This window comes from Rothia halotolerans (genome assembly GCF_004136635.1).
Taxonomy (GTDB): Bacteria; Actinomycetota; Actinomycetes; order Actinomycetales; family Micrococcaceae; genus Rothia; species Rothia halotolerans.
In genome coordinates this window covers 130,083-146,109 of sequence record NZ_NOIU01000001.1, presented here as the reverse complement: position 1 = coordinate 146,109, position 16,027 = coordinate 130,083, and the positions used below count along the sequence as shown (strand labels likewise).

The window sequence follows — 16,027 nt, the reverse complement described above, 5'->3', positions numbered from 1 at the left end:
GGCCGTGCTGTGGCGAGGGGCGCGGCTGCGGTGGGCGGCGCGGCCGAGGGCGGCGGGGCAGCCGCGGCGGGTGAGAGAATGGCCCCATGCCATCCTGCAGCCCCGCCCCCCGGCGCGGCCCGGACCCCGCAGCGGGCTCCGGCCGCGCCCCCGCCCAGGACCCCGTCAGCGTTCCGGACTCTGCGAGCCTCTCGAAGCCCGCGACATCTCCCGCCGGCACCTCCGCGCCGTCTCCCTCCGCCCCGGAGCCTCCGCCCGCCCCGTTGCCCGAGCGGGCCGCCGTCATCGACCTGGACGCCCTCGCCCACAACGTCCGCAGGCTGCGCCGCCTCGTGGCGCCGGCCCGGCTGATCGCGGTCGTCAAGGCCGACGCCTACGGCCACGGCGCCTCCGCCGTCGCCCGCGCGGCGCTGGCGGCCGGCGCGGACCTGCTCGGGGTCGCCCACGTGCGGGAGGCCCTGCGGCTGCGCGAGGAGGGGATCGGCGGGACGGTGCTGGCCTGGCTGCACACCTCCTCCACCGACTTCGCGGCGGCGCTGGAGCACGACGTCGAGCTCGGCGTCTCCGGCTGGGAGCTGGAGCCGATCGCGGCCGCCGCCGAGGGCTCTGGCCGCACCGCGCGGGTGCACCTGAAGATCGACACCGGCCTGGGCCGCAACGGCTCGACGGCGCAGCGGTGGCCCGACCTCGTCGAGCGCGCCCGGGCCCTCGAGGAGCGGGGCCTGGTCGAGGTCGTCGGGATCTTCACCCACCTGGCCGTGGCCGACGAGCCGGAGCGCCCCGAGACGCGGGAGCAGCTGGAGCGGTTCGACGACGCCGTCGCCCGGGCGCGCGCCGCGGGCCTGCGGCCGGCCCTGCTGCACGTCGCGAACTCGCCCGCGACCCTCGCCCTCCTGCTCACAGACGGCGCCGCCCCCCAGGGCGCGGCCCCGTACTACGACGCCGTGCGGGTCGGCCTGGCCCTCTACGGCCTCTCGCCGATCAGCGGGGTGCCCCCCGAGGACTTCGGCCTGCGCCCGGTGATGACGCTGCGGACCACGGTCGACGCCGTCAAGGAGGTCCCGGCAGGCCAGGGGGTCTCCTACGGCCTCGCCTACCGCACCGAGCGCCCCACGACCCTCGCCCTGATCCCCCTGGGCTACGCCGACGGCGTCCCGCGCGTGGCCACCGGCGGCCCCGTGCGGATCCACCCCTCGGGGGCGCCGGCCAGGACCTATCCCGTGGTCGGCAGGATCGCGATGGACCAGCTCGTCGTCGACCTGGGCGAGCCCGGGCTCAGCGACCCCGCCCTGGGCTACCTCCACGCGCCGGCGGTGCTGTTCGGAGCAGGGGAGGAGCCCTCGGCCGACGACTGGGCCGAGGCCGCCGGGACCATCAACTACGAGATCGTCACCCGCATCTCCCCGCGCGTGGAGCGGGTGACGGCGGGCGGCGCCGAGCGAGAGGACGGGACGGGCCATGACTGAGGCGGAGGAGGACGCGGTCCTGGAGCTGCACGGCACGGAGGCCACCCAGCGCGTGGCGCACGTGCTGGCCGGGAGCCTGCGGGCGGGGGACCTGCTGGTGCTCACGGGGGAGCTCGGGGCCGGCAAGACGACCTTCACCCGCGCCCTGGGCGAGGGGCTGGGGGTGCTCGGGAGCGTGATCTCGCCGACGTTCGTGCTCTCCCGGATCCACCGCAACGACCCCGAGGGGGCCCGGCCCGGCGGGCCCTCCCTGGTGCACGTGGACGCGTACCGGCTCTCCAGCGCCGAGGAGGTCGACGACCTCGACCTCGAGTACTCCATGGACGGCGCCGTCACGGTCGTCGAGTGGGGCCGCGGCCTGGTGGAGCACCTCGCCGAGTCGCGGGTGGAGATCGAGCTGGAGCGCGCCGTCGGCGCCGAGGCGCCGGTGGTCGAGGGCTCCGAGGAGGACCTCGACCCCCGCATCCTGCGGATCGGCTTCGTCGGACCGCGCTGGCGGGAGGAGCGGACCGGCCCGCTCGCGCTGAAGCTGCGCGAGGCGGCGCGGCATTAGACTGGTCGGGTGCTGATACTCGGTTGTGATACCTCGTCCATCGCCAGCGGCGCGCTGATCCGCGTGCCCGACGACGCCGCCTCCGGGGCCCCCTGCGCCGGCCCGGTGGAGGTCCTCGGCGCCTTCCGCACCGAGGACACCCGATCCCACGCCGAGGTCATGGCGCCGGGCCTGAGGGACCTGCTGGCCGAGGCCGGCGCGCAGGGCCCCGAGCTGGGGATGATCCTCACCGGGCTCGGGCCCGGCCCCTTCACGGGGCTGCGGGCCGGGATCGTCACCGCCCGCACCCTGGGCTGGGCCTGGGGCGTGGAGGTGCGCGGGGCCGTGAGCCTCGACGCCGTGGCCGAGGCGGCCCACGAGGACGCCCGCCGCGCCGGCCACGGCCTCCTGCGGGTCGCCACCGACGCCCGGCGCCGCGAGGTCTACTGCGCCGATTACGAGATCCTCCCCGAGGGGTACCGCCGGGTCGTCGGCCCGGCGGTGGGCCCCGCAGCCGCGGCCGGGGCCGTGCTGTACGGCGAGGAAGCGGCGGCCGAGGAGAGCACGGGGACGTCGCCCCTCGGCCCCCCGGCCGCCGGCCGCGGCGCCGCGCTCTACCCGGACGCCCTCGTGGCCCTGCCCGGCCATGAGGCCGACCAGCCCCTCGCCGAGGACCTGGTCCGCGCCGCCCTGCGCGCGGGCCTGGCCGCGGCGCAGACGGACACCGCCCCGCTGTACCTGCGCGAGTCCGACGCCCGGGTCCCGGCGGCACGGAAGCGGGCCACGCGATGAGCCCGGCCGACTCGCCGGGCGGGCCGCCGCCCTCGATCGGCCCGCGGCCCTCGGCGGCCCCCGCCGCGTCCCCGGCATCAACCGGACCCTCGCCCGAGCCGCCCCCGCCGGCGGGATACGCGGCCCGCCCCCTCGAGCTGGCCGACCTCGAGGCCGTGCACCGCTTCGAGCTCCGGCTGTTCCCGGCCGACGCCTGGCCGCTGGAGATGTTCCTCGCCGAGGTGCGGCATCCCACGCGGCGGTACACCGTCGTCCTGGACGAGGCCGGCGTCGTCGTCGGATACGCCGGGATGATGGCGGTGGCGGAGACCGGGGACGTGCAGACCATCGCGGTGGACCCCGGGCACGAGGGCCGCGGCCTCGGCCGCTGGCTCATGGAGCGGATGCACCGCCAGGCCCGCGAGGCCGGGGCGGGCACCATGATGCTCGAGGTCAGGGCGGACAACCCGCGCGCCGCCGGGCTGTACGAGTCCCTCGGCTACGCGCGGATCCACCTGCGGCCGCGCTACTACCAGGACGGCGTCGACGCCGTGATCATGAGCAAGGACCTGACCCCGGAAGGCGGACCCCGACCGTGAACCAGCCCCATACCTCCGCCCCGCGCACCGGACCCGTGGTGCTGGGCATCGAGTCCTCCTGCGACGAGACCGGGATCGGGATCGTCGCCGGCAGCCGGCTGCTGACCAACACCGTCTCCTCCTCGATGGAGGAGCACGAGCGCTTCGGCGGCGTCATCCCCGAGATCGCCTCCCGCGCCCACCTGGAGGCGATGATCCCCGCGCTGGACGCCGTGCTCGCCGATGCCGGCCTGGGCCTCGCTGAGGTGGACGCGATCGCCGTGACCAGCGGCCCGGGGCTGGCGGGGGCCCTCATGGTGGGGGTCAGCGCCGCCAAGGCCCTCGCCGTGGCCACCGGCAAGCCGCTCTACGCCGTCAACCACCTCGTCGCCCACGTCGGGGTGGGGCTGCTGGAGGGCAGCGGGCTCCCCGCCCCGGAGGCCGGGGGAGAGGGGCTGCCGGAGGGGCTCGGGGCGCTGCTGGTCTCCGGCGGGCACACCGAGATCCTCAAGGTCGGGGACATCACCGGCTCGGTCCGTCTGCTCGGCGCGACGCTCGACGACGCCGCCGGCGAGGCCTACGACAAGGTGGCCCGCCTGCTGGACCTCGGCTACCCTGGCGGCCCGGCCATCGACCGCGTGGCCGCCGGGGGAGACGCGGCCGCGTTCAGGCTGCCCCGCGGCCTGACGGCGGGCAAGTACATGGGCAGCGCCGAGGCGCCGGGGAGCCACCGGTACGACTTCTCCTTCTCGGGGCTGAAGACCGCGGTGGCGCGCGTCGTCGAGGGCTTCGAGGCCCGGGGGGAGGCAGCGCCGGTCGCAGACGTCGCGGCCTCGTTCCAGGAGGCGGTCGCCGACGTCGTCACGGCCAAGGCGATGCTGGCCTGTACCGAGAACGGCATCGACACGCTGCTGCTGGGCGGCGGCGTCGCGGCGAACTCGCGGCTGCGGGCGCTGACCGCCGAGCGCTGCGAGCGGCACGGCATCCGCCTGGTGGTCCCGCGCCTGTCCCTGTGCACCGACAACGGCGCGATGGTCGCCGCGCTGGGCGCCCGCCTCGTCGCGGCCGGCGTCGCCCCCACCGGGCTCGGCTTCACCGCGGACCCCTCCCTGCCGGTGACCACGGTCAGCGTCCCGGCGTAGGGGGATCCTAGTCCGGGTACCCGTCGCGGGTCAGTCCTGCGATGTCGCGGACCACGGCGCGCAGGTCGCCCCCGGCCTCCTTCGCGATCCGCCGCTGCCGCAGGTAGCCCGGACCGCGCCGGATGATGCGCTCGACGCCGGCCAGCTCCTCCGAGCAGCCGAGCTGGCCGGCGATGGGCTCGAGCCGGTTGAGCAGGTCGATGGTGTCGTCGGTGACCAGGCGCTCGTTGTTCTGGGCGTCCTGGATGATGATGGCCTCGATGCCGTAGCGCGCGGCGCGCCACTTGTTCTCCTCGGCGTGCCAGCGCGGCATCAGCGGGATGCGCTCCCCGGCCTCGACCCGCCGCGAGGTCTCCTCGACCAGGCACTGGGTGAGCGCGGTCAGGGCGCCGATCTCCTCCACCGTCGAGACGCCGTCGCACACCCGCATCTCCACGGTGCCGTACCTCGCGACCGGGCGGATGTCCCAGCGGTTCTCGGAGGGCTCGTCGATCACGCCGGTCTGCAGCAGGTCCCAGGTGTAGTCCTCGAACTCGTGCCACTGCTCGAAGCCGAAGGGCAGACCGGCCGTGGGGATCTGCTGGAAGACCATGGCGCGCTGGGAGGCGTAGCCGGTGTCGTGCCCGCCCCAGTAGGGGGAGTTGGCCGAGAGCGCGAGCAGATGGGGGTAGTAGTTGACCAGCTGGTTGACCACGGGCAGGGCCTTGTCCCGGGCGTCGAGGCCGACGTGGACGTGGATGCCGTACATGAGCATCTGGTGGCCCCAGTACTGCGTGCGGTCCAGGATCTTCTGGTAGCGCTCCTTGGCGGAGACCTGCTCGGTCCGCCACTCGGCGATGGGGTGGGTCCCTGCCGAGAACAGGTCGATCCCGAGAGGGTCTGTGTAGGTGCGCAGCCGGTCCGCCAGGTGCTGCAGCTGGTCCGTGGCCTCGCTGACGCGGGTCGCGACGCCGGTGACCATCTCCACGGTGTTGGCCAGGAACTCCCGGGCGATGTGCGGGGTCTGGCCCTCGGGGTCGGCCAGTGCGGGGTCCGAGGCCTCGATGGCCTCGAAGACCTCCTCGGCCGCGGGACGCGTGGCACCGGTTCTCCGGTCCACCAGTGCGACCTCCCACTCCACGCCGAGCGTGGACTGGGAGGAGCGAGAGAACTCGATCATGGGGCGGCCTCCAAACAGGGTCGATTCATCGTACCCGCGGGAGGGGCTCCCGCCCTACCCCGGCCCGCGCGACGCGCCGCCGCGAGGAGGGCCCTCACCCGGCGGCGAGCGGCTCGACCGCGAACGCCCCGCGGTGCTCCCCGTCCGCCGCGTCCCACCGGGTCAGTACGAGGGTGGCCCGCCGGCCCCGCCCCGAGCGCTTCCCGGAGCCGGCCAGCAGCTGCTTCCGCAGGACCTCGGGCACGACGTCGACCCCCCGTTTCTTGATCGTCAGCTCGGTGACGCCGTGCTCGCGCACCCAGCGCTTGAGCGGCTTGGCGTGCAGCGGCAGGGCCTCCAGGACCCGCCACCCGCTCGCCCAGTCCAGCCGGTGCTCCCGCTCGGAGAAGACGTAGGCGATGCGAGGGTCCACCAGGTGCCCGCCGACGGCCTCGGCCAGCCGGTCCACCAGCTCGGCGCGGATCACGGCCCCGTCGGGCTCGTAGAGGTGCCCGGCGGGCTCGCCGACCGGCGCCTCGGGGCCCTCGCCGAAGTCGTCCCCGGAGCTCAGGCTCGCCAGCGTCTCCGGGACCAGGGGGTCGGGCCCGAGCACGGTGGCGCGGCGCCGGACCCCCGGGGTGCGCAGCGCGTTGAACCACAGCACCAGCTCCACGACCTCGCCGCGGTGGCTGATCCACTCGGCCTCGGCCCCTGCCGGGATCGCGGCGCGGTCCATGCCGGGGCCCATCTTCACGCCCAGGGGGACGCCCGTGCTCGCCAGCGACTCGATGAGGGAGAACGGCGGGGAGAAGGCCTCCGGGTCGAAGATCCGGCGGGCGCCCTGGCCGGGTGCGCGGTGCTCGCCGCCGCCCCTCGGAGCCGTGCCGCCCCGGGGCCGTGCGCCGACGCCGGGAGCCTCCCGGCGGGCGGGGTCGAGCCACAGGGCCTCGACGGGGCGCCCGGCCGCGTCGGAGAGCGTGCGCAGGTCCAGCTCGGCGACGTCGGCGCAGCGCACCTCGGCCCCGGGGTAGGGAGCGAGGTTGTGGGCCGCGAAGCGGGCGGTGCGGGGGTCGACCTCGACGGCGCTCACCCGCAGCCCCTCCCGGGCGAAGGCCGCGGCGTCCCCGCCCAGGCCGCAGCCGAGGTCGGCCACGGAAGCGATCCCCGCCTCGCGGAACCGCCGCGCGTGCAGCCGGGCGACCGCGCCCCGGGTCGCCTGCTCCAGCCCGTCGCGGGTCAGCAGCATCCGGCCCGCCTCCTCCGCGCCGAACTTGCCCGCGGCCTCGGCCCGCAGCCGGGCCTGGGTCAGCAGCTCCGCGGCCCGCTCGGGGGCGAGCCCCCGGTCCCGCAGGCGGGAGGAGAGCGCCAGGACGTCCCGCTCCCGGTACTCGATGCCGTCCAGCAGGGCCAGTTCTTCGCGGGTGTACTCGGGGCGCATGCGTTCACCCTAGCGCGTCGCGGGGGCCCGTCGCGGGGGCCCTCCGCGGCGACGCGCTGGCACTCGCCTTGACCCTCTGCTAATCCCCGGAATAGAGTCGTGTTAGCACTCTGAGACTCAGGGTGCTAACTGGGCCCGGCGCTCAATCGGCACCGCGACGACGGTTGGCACGTCCCGTGGCTCACGCCAGGAACTGATCCATCTAGGGAAGAAGGTCACTCATGTCCGTCTCCATCAAGCCCCTCGAAGACCGCATCGTCGTTCAGCCCGTCGAGGCCGAGCAGACCACCGCCTCCGGCCTGGTCATCCCCGAGACCGCCAAGGAGAAGCCCCAGGAGGGCAAGGTCGTCGCCGTCGGCCCCGGCCGCGTGGACGAGAAGGGCAACCGCATCCCCGTGGACGTCAACGAGGGCGACGTCGTCATCTACTCCAAGTACGGCGGAACCGAGGTCAAGTACTCGGGCCAGGACTTCCTGGTGCTCTCCGCCCGTGACGTGCTGGCCGTCGTCGAGAAGTAGTCTCGGTGCACGTCCCGGCACCACCACATCCCTAAGGAGTCATTGAAACCGATGGCAAAGCAGTTGGAATTCGACGACGCTGCCCGCAAGGCCCTCCAAGCCGGTGTGGACAAGCTCGCCAACACCGTCAAGGTGACTCTCGGCCCGCGCGGCCGCAATGTCGTCCTCGACAAGCAGTGGGGCGCCCCGCTGATCACCAACGACGGCGTGACCATCGCCCGCGAGGTGGAGCTCGACGACCCGTACGAGAACCTCGGCGCGCAGCTGGCCAAGGAAGTCGCCACCAAGACCAACGACGTCGCCGGCGACGGCACCACCACCGCGACCGTGCTCGCCCAGGCGCTGGTCGCCGAGGGCCTGCGCAACGTGGCCGCCGGTGCCGCCCCGGGCGAGATCCGCTCGGGCATCGAGGCCGCCGTGAAGGCCGTCTCGGCCCGTCTGCTGGAGAACGCCCGCGAGGTCGAGGGCCAGGACGTCGCGCACGTCGCGGCGATCTCGGCCCAGTCCGAGCAGATCGGCGAGCTGCTCGCCGAGGCCTTCGAGAAGGTCGGCAAGGACGGCGTCATCACGATCGAGGACGGCTCCTCGACCGAGATCGAGCTCTCCGTCACCGAGGGCATGCAGTTCGACAAGGGGTACCTCTCCCCGTCCTTCGTGACCGACGCCGAGCGCCAGGAAGCGGTGCTCGAGGACTCGGCGATCCTGCTCTACCAGGGCAAGATCTCCTCGGTCGCGGAGCTCATGCCCGTCCTGGAGAAGGTCGTGCAGGCTAAGAAGCCGCTCACGATCATCGCCGAGGACGTCGAGGGCGAGGCGCTGTCCACCCTGGTGGTCAACAAGATGCGCGGGAACCTGAACGTGGTGGCCCTCAAGGCCCCCGGGTTCGGCGACCGCCGCAAGGCCATCATGCAGGACCTGGCCGTCCTGACCGGCGGCGAGCTGGTCACCAGCGAGCTGGGCATCAGCCTGGACTCGGTGGGCCTGGACCAGCTGGGCACCGCCCGGCGGGTCACGGTGACCAAGGACAACACCACGATCGTCGACGGCGGCGGCTCGGAGGACGCTCTCCAGGAGCGCGTGGCCCAGCTGCGCGCCGAGGTCGAGCGCGTGGACTCGGACTGGGACCGCGAGAAGCTCAAGGAGCGCCTGGCCAAGCTCGCCGGCGGCGTCTCGGTCATCAAGGTCGGCGCCGCCACCGAGGTCGAGGCCAAGGAGCGCAAGCACCGCATCGAGGACGCCGTGTCCTCGACCCGCGCGGCCCTCGAGGAGGGCATCGTGGCCGGCGGCGGCTCGGCCCTGGTCCACGCCGGCAAGGCGCTGGACGAGGACCTGGGCCTGGTCACCGAGGGCGAGCGCACCGCGGTGGACATCGTGCGCCGCTCGCTGGTCCAGCCGCTGCGCTGGATCGCGGAGAACGCGGGGGCGGACGGCTACGTCGTCGCCTCCCGCGTGGCGGATCTGGAGCCGGGCTCGGGCTACAACGCCGCGACCGGCGAGTTCGGCGACCTGCTGGCCGCCGGCGTGATCGATCCCGTCAAGGTGACCCGCTCCGCGCTGGAGAACGCGGCGTCGATCGCCGCGCTGGTGCTGACCACCGAGACCCTCGTGGTCGACAAGCCGGAGGAGGAGGACGAGGACTGAGCCTCGCCCGGATGCGGGCCCCTGCGGCCCGCTCCTCCCCGCTCGAGGGCCCCGCGACACCCGTCGCGGGGCCCTCGTCCGTTCACCGCCCCCTTGATTCCCTCTAGCCCCGCCCCTTCAGCCCTCTCGCCTCGTCCGCTGCCCCTCCTCGGGCCAGCTGCCCGGCCTCGCCGCGCCCCGACCGCGGCTCCTTCCGTTCCCTATCCGCTCCCCATCCGCCCTGGTCGGCCGGGTCCTGACGGGGAAGCGCGTTTCCGCCGGGGCTGCCGAGCCGATAAGCTTGCCGGGCGGCCCGGGCGCCCTTCCCGCGGAAGCGTCGAGCCCGGCCGCACTGCCCCGGCCCCCGCTGGCCGAGCAGGAGAACCAGCCCGTCAGCCCGAGCACCGGCGCAGCCGCGCCCGTGGGCGAGGGACCGGAGTCCGCAGGACGCGGTCCGCCGCCTTCCCGGGCCGAGCAGAAGGGATATTCCGGCCGCACGCCGCCCGAGGCACCCGGTTCTCGGAGCCGCCCCGCGAGCTCCGCGACCGCACGGCGGCCGCCTGAACCCATGCGACCCACCTCCACGCCCCCAGCCGCTCCCGCGCCGCCGGACGCAGCGGAGCAGCATGACGGACTCCGCCGGTTCCGCCCGGAGATCGAGGGGCTGCGCACCCTGGCGATCCTGCTCGTGGTGGTCTTCCACGTCTGGCTCGGCCGGGTCTCCGGCGGCGTGGACGTGTTCCTCTTCATCTCGGCCTTCCTCCTGACCTGGAGCTTCACCCGCAAACTCGAGGCGGGCGAGCCGCTGGGCTTCCGGCAGGTCAGCCGCTACTGGACTCACGTGTTCCGGCGCATCCTGCCGCTCGCGGTGCTCACCGTGCTCGGCGTCCTGCTGGCGACCCGGCTCTGGTACCCCGCCTCCCGGTGGCACGAGATCATGGGGGAGTCCCTCGCCGTCGTCACCTACACCTCCAACTGGTTCTCGGCGGCGACCGGCGTCGACTACTACGCGACCGACGCCTCCCTCGCCTCCCCGCTGCGGCACTTCTGGTCGCTGTCCGTCCAGGGGCAGGTCTTCCTGCTCTGGCCCCTCCTCATCGCCCTGGGCGGGCTCTGGGCACGACGCCGGGGCTGGAGCGTCCGTCCCGCCCTCGCCCTGATCTTCGGCCTCGTCTTCGCCGGATCGCTGGGATTCTCCGTCTACTACACCGCCGCGGACCAGCAGGCCGCCTACTTCAGCACCGTCGCCCGGCTGTGGGAGTTCGCGCTGGGCTCGCTCGTCGCGCTCGCCCTGCCCTCCCTCCGCCTCCCCGCCCGGCTGCGCGTGGCGATGGGCTGGGCCGGCGTCGCGGCGATCGTCCTGTGCGGCCTCGTGCTCGAGATCGAGGGGGCGTTCCCCGGCTACGCCGCGCTGATGCCCACCGCGGCGGCCGCGATGGTCGTGATCGCCGGGGACACCCGGAGCCGCCTCGGGATCGACCGCCTCCTCGCCTCCCGCCCCATGGTCTACCTGGGCGGACGGTCCTACGCGCTGTACCTGGTGCATTGGCCGATCCTGGTCTTCTACCTGCTCTTCGACGGCGGCGAGCGGGCCGGTCCGCTCGCGGGCCTGGCGATCATCGCCGTCTCGCTCCTCCTCTCGCTGGTGCTGACCTCGCAGGTGGACGCGCGGCTGCGTCGCTGGAGGTGGCCCGAGGCCCGCCGGCTGCGGGCCCTGGCGGTCTGCGGCGCCTGCGGGTTCCTCGTGCTGGGCACGGTCGGGGCCTGGCAGGGGCGGATCGCGTACATGACCGACGCGTACGTGGCGAAGAACGCCGAGACGCGGAACCCGGGGGCGACCGTCCTCTCCGGGGAGTCGATGGAGCCCGCCGCGTCGACGCGCGACGCCGAGGGCGAGGCGACCGGGGCGAGCCTGCCCTACGCCTCCGCCCGCTCCACCGACTGGTCCATGGAGACCCGTCCCTGCTCGGAGGACGGCCTCGAGACCTACGGCCTGGAGGAGGACGAATGCGCCCATCCGGTCTCCGACCCCGAGCCGACCCAGCGGGTGCTGGCCGTGGGCAACAGCCACACCGAGCACTGGCTGTCCGCCCTGATCGCCACCGCCGAGGAGCGCGGGTGGGACCTCGTCGTCGTCGTCCGCCACGGCTGCCACTTCACCACGCCGGAGGACAACGCCTCCGACGCCGAGTGCGCCGGATGGGTGCCCCGGGCCGAGGAGTTCGTCATGGGCTACGGCGCCGACGTCGTCTTCATGCAGGGGACGACCTCGGCCTTCGTGAGGGACCGCCCGGAAGGGGAGTATATTCGTCCCGGAACCGAGGAGATGGTCCAGCAGGTGGCGGCGACCGGCTCCGACGTCGTGGCCTTCCGCGACAACCCCCGCTTCGAGGTCTCGCACGAGGAGTGCCAGCGCCTCGGCCGCGACTGCGACTACACCTCCCCGATGCTCCAGGCCGAGAATCCGCTGGACGAGTGGGTGGGCTCGGGCACACCCGGCTTCGGGACGATGGAGATGAACGACCTGATTTGCCCGGACGGGGTATGCTCGCCCACGGTCGGCAACGTCTACACGTTCGCGGACAAGCACCATCTGACCGCCACGTTCGTCTCCACCACCCAGGAGTTCTTCGACCAGCGACTCGACGCAGCCCTCCGGCAGGCGGAGTCCTCGCGGCTCTGACCCGCCCGCCCAGATCGCGCGGCGCATCACGCCGCCGGCACCACATGACGTACAGGATCGATACATGACAGAGAGCAACGACCGCGGCGCGCCGATCGGACAGGGGGAGGCCCCCTGGGCGGCGCGCTCGATGCCGTCGGCCGCCCCCGAGAAGCCCAAGCGGGCCTTCCGTCCCGAGATCCAGGGCCTGCGCGCCCTGGCGGTGCTCCTGGTCGCCGTCTACCACATCTGGTTCGGCAGGGTCTCCGGCGGCGTGGACGTCTTCCTGTTCATCTCCGCCTTCCTCATGACGCTGTCCTTCACGGGCAAGCTCGAGCGGGGCACGCCGATCCGCTGGAAGGAGCTGACCAAGTACTGGGTCCACGTCTTCAAGCGGATCCTGCCGGTGGCGGTGCTCACGGTCGTGGCCGTGCTGATCGCGACCCGCCTCTTCCTGGGGGCGGACCGCTGGGTGCCGACGCTGCACGAGGCGCTCTCGGTCCTGCTCTACTACGAGAACTGGTTCTCGATCTTCAACTCCGTGGACTACTACGCGGCGGACACCAGCGCGGCCTCGCCGCTGCGCCACTTCTGGTCGCTGTCCATCCAGGGCCAGATCTTCCTGATGTGGCCGCTGCTGTTCGCCCTGGGCGGCTTCGCCGCGAAGCTGCTGCGCCTGCCGATCCGGGCCACGCTGGCCTTCGTCTTCGGCTGCGTCTTCGTCGCCTCGCTGACCTTCTCCGTGATCGAGACGGCTACCGACCAGCAGGCGGCCTACTTCAACACCTTCGCCCGCCTCTGGGAGTTCGCCCTCGGCTCGCTGGTGGCCATCGTGCTGCCGTGGATCAAGCTGCCCGGCGGGGCCCGCGGGATCATGACGTGGATCGGCGTCGTCGCGATCCTGATCTGCGGGGCGGTGCTCGACGTCGAGGGGATGTTCCCCGGCTACATCGCGCTGTGGCCGACCCTGGCCGCGAGCCTGGTGATCGTCGCCGGTCAGAGCGGCACACGGTGGGGCGCCGACCGCATCCTGACGTGGAAGCCGCTGGTCTCCCTGGGTGCGTACTCCTACGCCCTCTACCTCCTGCACTGGCCGCTGCTGGTCTTCTACCTGGACCGGGTGGGGCGGGAGAAGGCCGACTTCTTCGCCGGCGTCGGCATCCTCGGCGTGGCGCTGGCGGGATCGGTCCTGGTGACCCGGATGGTGGACACGCCGCTGCGCCGCTGGAAGTGGTCCGAGGCCAAGCGGTGGCGCTCGCTGGTGGTCGTCGTCGGATGCCTGGCGGTAGGCCTCGGGGCGGTCGCCGCGTGGCAGGGCCGCATCGTCTACGTCAACCACCAGATCCAGGCCAACGCGTGGAAGAACAACCCCGGCGCGCAGATGCTGGACCCGGGCTACCGGTACCAGGGCGACCCCGACCCGGGGCTCATCCCCACGGTGCTGGACCGCGCGGACGACTGGGCGTGGCAGGACGGCATGGGCTCCTGGTGCTCGGACGAGCCCGACATGGACCTGCACGGCCTCGTGGACGACCAGTGCTACCACGTGGTGGACAACCCCGATCCCGAGCGGACCGTGGTCGCGGTGGGCAACAGCCATACGGAGCAGTGGATCACGGCGATGAAGGAGACCGCGAGCTCCCAGAACTGGGACCTGATCTTCGTCCGCCACCCCGGCTGCTTCTTCACCACCGAGGAGGACAACGCCTTCTCGGGAGCCTGCCAGGAGTGGCTGCCGCGCGCCGAGTCGTTCATCGAGGACCAGAACCCGGACACGCTGGTCATCCAGTCGACGCAGTCGACCTACGACGGCCTCGCCGAGGTCATCCGCCCGGGCACGGAGGAGCAGGTCCGGCACTGGACCGAGCGCGGGGTCAACGTCGTCGGCATTCGGGACAACGCGCGCTTCGGCGAATCCCACTGGGACTGCGAGGAGAACGGGAGCTTCGACGACTGCACCTTCGAGCACGTGACCGCGTACACCCCGGACCCGACCCTGCCGTGGCGGGAGGAGATCCCCGGCTACGGCTCGGTGGACATGGACGACCTGGTCTGCCCGGACGGCAGCTGCCCGCCGGCGGTCGGCAACGTCTACACCTACATCGACGACAACCACCTGACCGCGACCTACGTGAGGTCCACCGGCCCCTTCTTCGACCAGCGCTTCGGCGACGCCCTGGTGGAGCCGACGTGGACCGGCCCGGACGGCGAGCGCGGCTTCGGCGACCCGGACGCCCCGCAGCCCGGGGAGCAGCAGTACGACGAGCTCGGCAACCCGCTGCCGCCCGAGGCGGGGGAGGAGGGCACGACGCCGGAGGGCGCCGCCCCCGGGGCCGGCGCGATGCCGTAGCGCCCGCCCGATCTGGGAGGCGGGGCGGGCCGCCCCGCCTCCCGAAGGACCGGTCGAGCGGACGGCGACCACGGGAACCTGCATCCAGCACCGCCGAATCACGGAAAACAGGACGGCCTGCGGAGAGTTCGCAGGGATTCGCGCAGGTGGGCCGGTGTGTAACGGCGTCGTGATCTTCCGCGTGCACAATGTTATGCGGAACACCCCGGGGTGGCGGAGACCACTTTCTCGGGGATGAGCCCCCTGCACGACGCCGCGGGCCGACCACCCCGCCGGGAACGGACCGGGCCGGCCCCTCCAGCGCCTCGGCCCCTACGCGAAAGAACCAGCATGAAACAGAACCCCCAGCCCAGCGTCGCCCCGGCGCCCGGGCGCGCGACGTCGGCGGGCGAGGCCTTCCTCTACACCTTCCGGACCCCGCAGCTGTGGCTGCTGGTCGCGCTCATCGTGGTCATCGCGGGCCTGGCCCAGGCCATCGGCCCCGCCGAGATCTCCCTCGGCCCGGCCTCGATCACCATGCTCCCGATGATCTGGGGCCTGATCCTCGCCGCCGTCCTCTCCGCGCAGAAGCTCAAGCCCATGCCCGCCGGCCTGCAGCACGCCGCGGGGCTGATCATGGGCGTGGCGGTGCTGCTGCTGTGCGCGCGGCTCTCGCTGACCATGGGCCCGAACATCCCGCTGATCCTCGAGGCGGGACCGGCCCTGCTGCTCCAGGAGTTCGGCAACGTCTTCGGCACCATCCTGCTGGCCCTTCCGCTGGCCGTGCTGCTGCGGATGGGCCCGGCCACGGTGGGCGCGACCTTCTCGGTGGACCGCGAGGCCGCCTTCGCCATGGTCACCAACCGCTTCGGCTCCGACTCCCCGCAGTACCGCGGGGTGCTGTCCATGTACGTCTTCGGCTCGGTCTTCGGCGCGGTGATCGCCACGCTCATCGCCTCCCTGGCGACGTCGCTGGGCATCTTCGACCCGCTGGCCCTGGCGATGGGCTCGGGCATCGGCTCGGGCTCCATGATGGCGGCCGGCGCCTCGGCGGTGGCCGCTGCGCATCCGGAGATGCAGGACCAGATCCTGGCCCTGGCCACCACCGCCAACCTGATCGCCAGCCTGGCCGGGATCTACCTGGGCGTCTGGGTCTCGCTGCCGGTGGCCGACCGGTTCTACCGGCTGCTGACCCGCAACCGCGACGCCGAGGCCACCGGGCGCAAGAGCATCGGGACCATGGCCACCGAGCAGCTGCACGCGGTCAAGGACGCGATGACGCAGGGACCCGAGGTGAGGGTCCCGCTGTGGAACATCCTGGCCATCCTGTGCGGGGCCGGGCTCGTGGTCGCGGTCATCGCGGAGCGGTCCTTCACCTGGGACATGGTGTGGACCTACCTGCTGCTGGCCGCCCTGGTCGCGGTGTCCATGGGGGTCACCCGGATCAGCCGGGGGAAGGTCCCCGCCCTGATCGTGCTGGTGACGCTGGGCATGCTGGTCTCCTCGCCGATCTCGCCCGTGGCCGGGTGGGTGGCCGAGGCCTCCGAGTCGGTGGACTTCCTCTCGGTGATCACCATGATGCTCACCGTCGCCGGGCTGAGCCTGGGCAAGGACATGCCGATGCTGCGCTCGATCGGCTGGAAGATCGTGCCGGTCGGCGTCGTCGGGATCGCCGCGACCTTCGTCTGCTCCACGATCATCGCGGAGTTCGTGCTGGGCCTGGTGGGGTAGCTCGCGGCGGGTCCGACCGGCGGCGGGCGCGGGGCCCGCGGACCTCCCGCGCCCGCCGCCGACTCGGCGTAACGGCCCGGGCGCGTCTATGATGACCTACAG

Annotated in this window: 12 protein-coding genes; 10 read left to right on the top strand and 2 right to left on the bottom strand. The window is 73.2% G+C overall.

What is annotated here, in order from left to right; translation table 11 throughout:
• The first annotated feature begins 86 nt into the window (after positions 1-86).
• Genes alr through tsaD form a run of 5 tightly spaced genes read left to right on the top strand, consistent with a single transcriptional unit; the run spans position 87 to position 4,489 of the window.
• Positions 87-1,466: an alanine racemase gene (alr, locus tag EWV39_RS00735; RefSeq protein WP_129656398.1), complete on the top strand. Its 1,380-nt coding sequence runs from the start codon at positions 87-89 to the stop codon at positions 1,464-1,466.
• Positions 1,459-2,019: a tRNA (adenosine(37)-N6)-threonylcarbamoyltransferase complex ATPase subunit type 1 TsaE gene (gene tsaE, locus EWV39_RS00730; protein WP_129656397.1), complete on the top strand. Its 561-nt coding sequence runs from the start codon at positions 1,459-1,461 to the stop codon at positions 2,017-2,019. The genes alr and tsaE overlap by 8 nt, the downstream gene beginning before the upstream one ends.
• Before the next feature lie 9 nt (positions 2,020-2,028).
• Positions 2,029-2,790: a tRNA (adenosine(37)-N6)-threonylcarbamoyltransferase complex dimerization subunit type 1 TsaB gene (tsaB, locus tag EWV39_RS00725; protein WP_129656396.1), complete on the top strand. Its 762-nt coding sequence runs from the start codon at positions 2,029-2,031 to the stop codon at positions 2,788-2,790.
• On the top strand, positions 2,787-3,368 hold the full coding sequence (rimI, locus tag EWV39_RS00720) for a ribosomal protein S18-alanine N-acetyltransferase (protein WP_129656395.1): 582 nt from the start codon (positions 2,787-2,789) through the stop codon (positions 3,366-3,368). Before tsaB ends, rimI begins: the two co-directional genes overlap by 4 nt.
• Positions 3,365-4,489, top strand: coding sequence for a tRNA (adenosine(37)-N6)-threonylcarbamoyltransferase complex transferase subunit TsaD (gene tsaD / locus EWV39_RS00715; RefSeq protein ID WP_129656394.1), 1,125 nt, complete (start codon positions 3,365-3,367; stop codon positions 4,487-4,489). The genes rimI and tsaD overlap by 4 nt, the downstream gene beginning before the upstream one ends.
• 7 nt (positions 4,490-4,496) lie before the next feature.
• Here the strand turns inward: tsaD and EWV39_RS00710 are convergent, their stop codons facing one another.
• Complete coding sequence (locus EWV39_RS00710) at positions 4,497-5,648, bottom strand: glutamate--cysteine ligase (protein WP_129656393.1); 1,152 nt, start codon at positions 5,646-5,648, stop codon at positions 4,497-4,499.
• 94 nt (positions 5,649-5,742) lie between these two features.
• Positions 5,743-7,065, bottom strand: coding sequence for a class I SAM-dependent methyltransferase (locus EWV39_RS00705; RefSeq protein ID WP_129656392.1), 1,323 nt, complete (start codon positions 7,063-7,065; stop codon positions 5,743-5,745).
• Between the two features lie 221 nt (positions 7,066-7,286).
• Here EWV39_RS00705 and groES point away from each other — a divergent pair, with 221 nt between their 5' ends.
• From groES to EWV39_RS00680, 5 genes are all read left to right on the top strand, one after another.
• Positions 7,287-7,583, top strand: a complete 297-nt coding sequence (gene groES / locus EWV39_RS00700) for a co-chaperone GroES (protein ID WP_129656391.1) — start codon at positions 7,287-7,289, stop codon at positions 7,581-7,583.
• Between the two features lie 51 nt (positions 7,584-7,634).
• On the top strand, positions 7,635-9,224 hold the full coding sequence (groL, locus tag EWV39_RS00695) for a chaperonin GroEL (RefSeq protein WP_129656390.1): 1,590 nt from the start codon (positions 7,635-7,637) through the stop codon (positions 9,222-9,224).
• Between the two features lie 547 nt (positions 9,225-9,771).
• Positions 9,772-11,886, top strand: coding sequence for an acyltransferase family protein (locus tag EWV39_RS00690; RefSeq protein ID WP_129656389.1), 2,115 nt, complete (start codon positions 9,772-9,774; stop codon positions 11,884-11,886).
• Positions 11,887-11,950: 64 nt separating this feature from the next.
• Positions 11,951-14,215: an acyltransferase family protein gene (locus EWV39_RS00685; RefSeq protein WP_129656388.1), complete on the top strand. Its 2,265-nt coding sequence runs from the start codon at positions 11,951-11,953 to the stop codon at positions 14,213-14,215.
• A 330-nt stretch (positions 14,216-14,545) separates the two neighbouring features.
• On the top strand, positions 14,546-15,925 hold the full coding sequence (locus EWV39_RS00680) for a DUF3100 domain-containing protein (protein WP_129656387.1): 1,380 nt from the start codon (positions 14,546-14,548) through the stop codon (positions 15,923-15,925).
• Positions 15,926-16,027 lie beyond the last annotated feature (102 nt).

Bases quoted from the DNA above. Each gene is read 5' to 3' on its own strand.
- EWV39_RS00685 (WP_129656388.1), top strand. From the start codon at position 11,951: ATGACAGAGAGCAACGACCGCGGCGCGCCGATCGGACAGGGGGAGGCC.
- EWV39_RS00690 (WP_129656389.1), top strand. From the start codon at position 9,772: ATGCGACCCACCTCCACGCCCCCAGCCGCTCCCGCGCCGCCGGACGCA.
- EWV39_RS00680 (WP_129656387.1), top strand. From the start codon at position 14,546: ATGAAACAGAACCCCCAGCCCAGCGTCGCCCCGGCGCCCGGGCGCGCG.
- groES (WP_129656391.1), top strand. From the start codon at position 7,287: ATGTCCGTCTCCATCAAGCCCCTCGAAGACCGCATCGTCGTTCAGCCC.
- EWV39_RS00710 (WP_129656393.1), bottom strand. From the start codon at position 5,648: ATGATCGAGTTCTCTCGCTCCTCCCAGTCCACGCTCGGCGTGGAGTGG.
- groL (WP_129656390.1), top strand. From the start codon at position 7,635: ATGGCAAAGCAGTTGGAATTCGACGACGCTGCCCGCAAGGCCCTCCAA.
- tsaE (WP_129656397.1), top strand. From the start codon at position 1,459: ATGACTGAGGCGGAGGAGGACGCGGTCCTGGAGCTGCACGGCACGGAG.
- alr (WP_129656398.1), top strand. From the start codon at position 87: ATGCCATCCTGCAGCCCCGCCCCCCGGCGCGGCCCGGACCCCGCAGCG.
- EWV39_RS00705 (WP_129656392.1), bottom strand. From the start codon at position 7,065: ATGCGCCCCGAGTACACCCGCGAAGAACTGGCCCTGCTGGACGGCATC.
- rimI (WP_129656395.1), top strand. From the start codon at position 2,787: ATGAGCCCGGCCGACTCGCCGGGCGGGCCGCCGCCCTCGATCGGCCCG.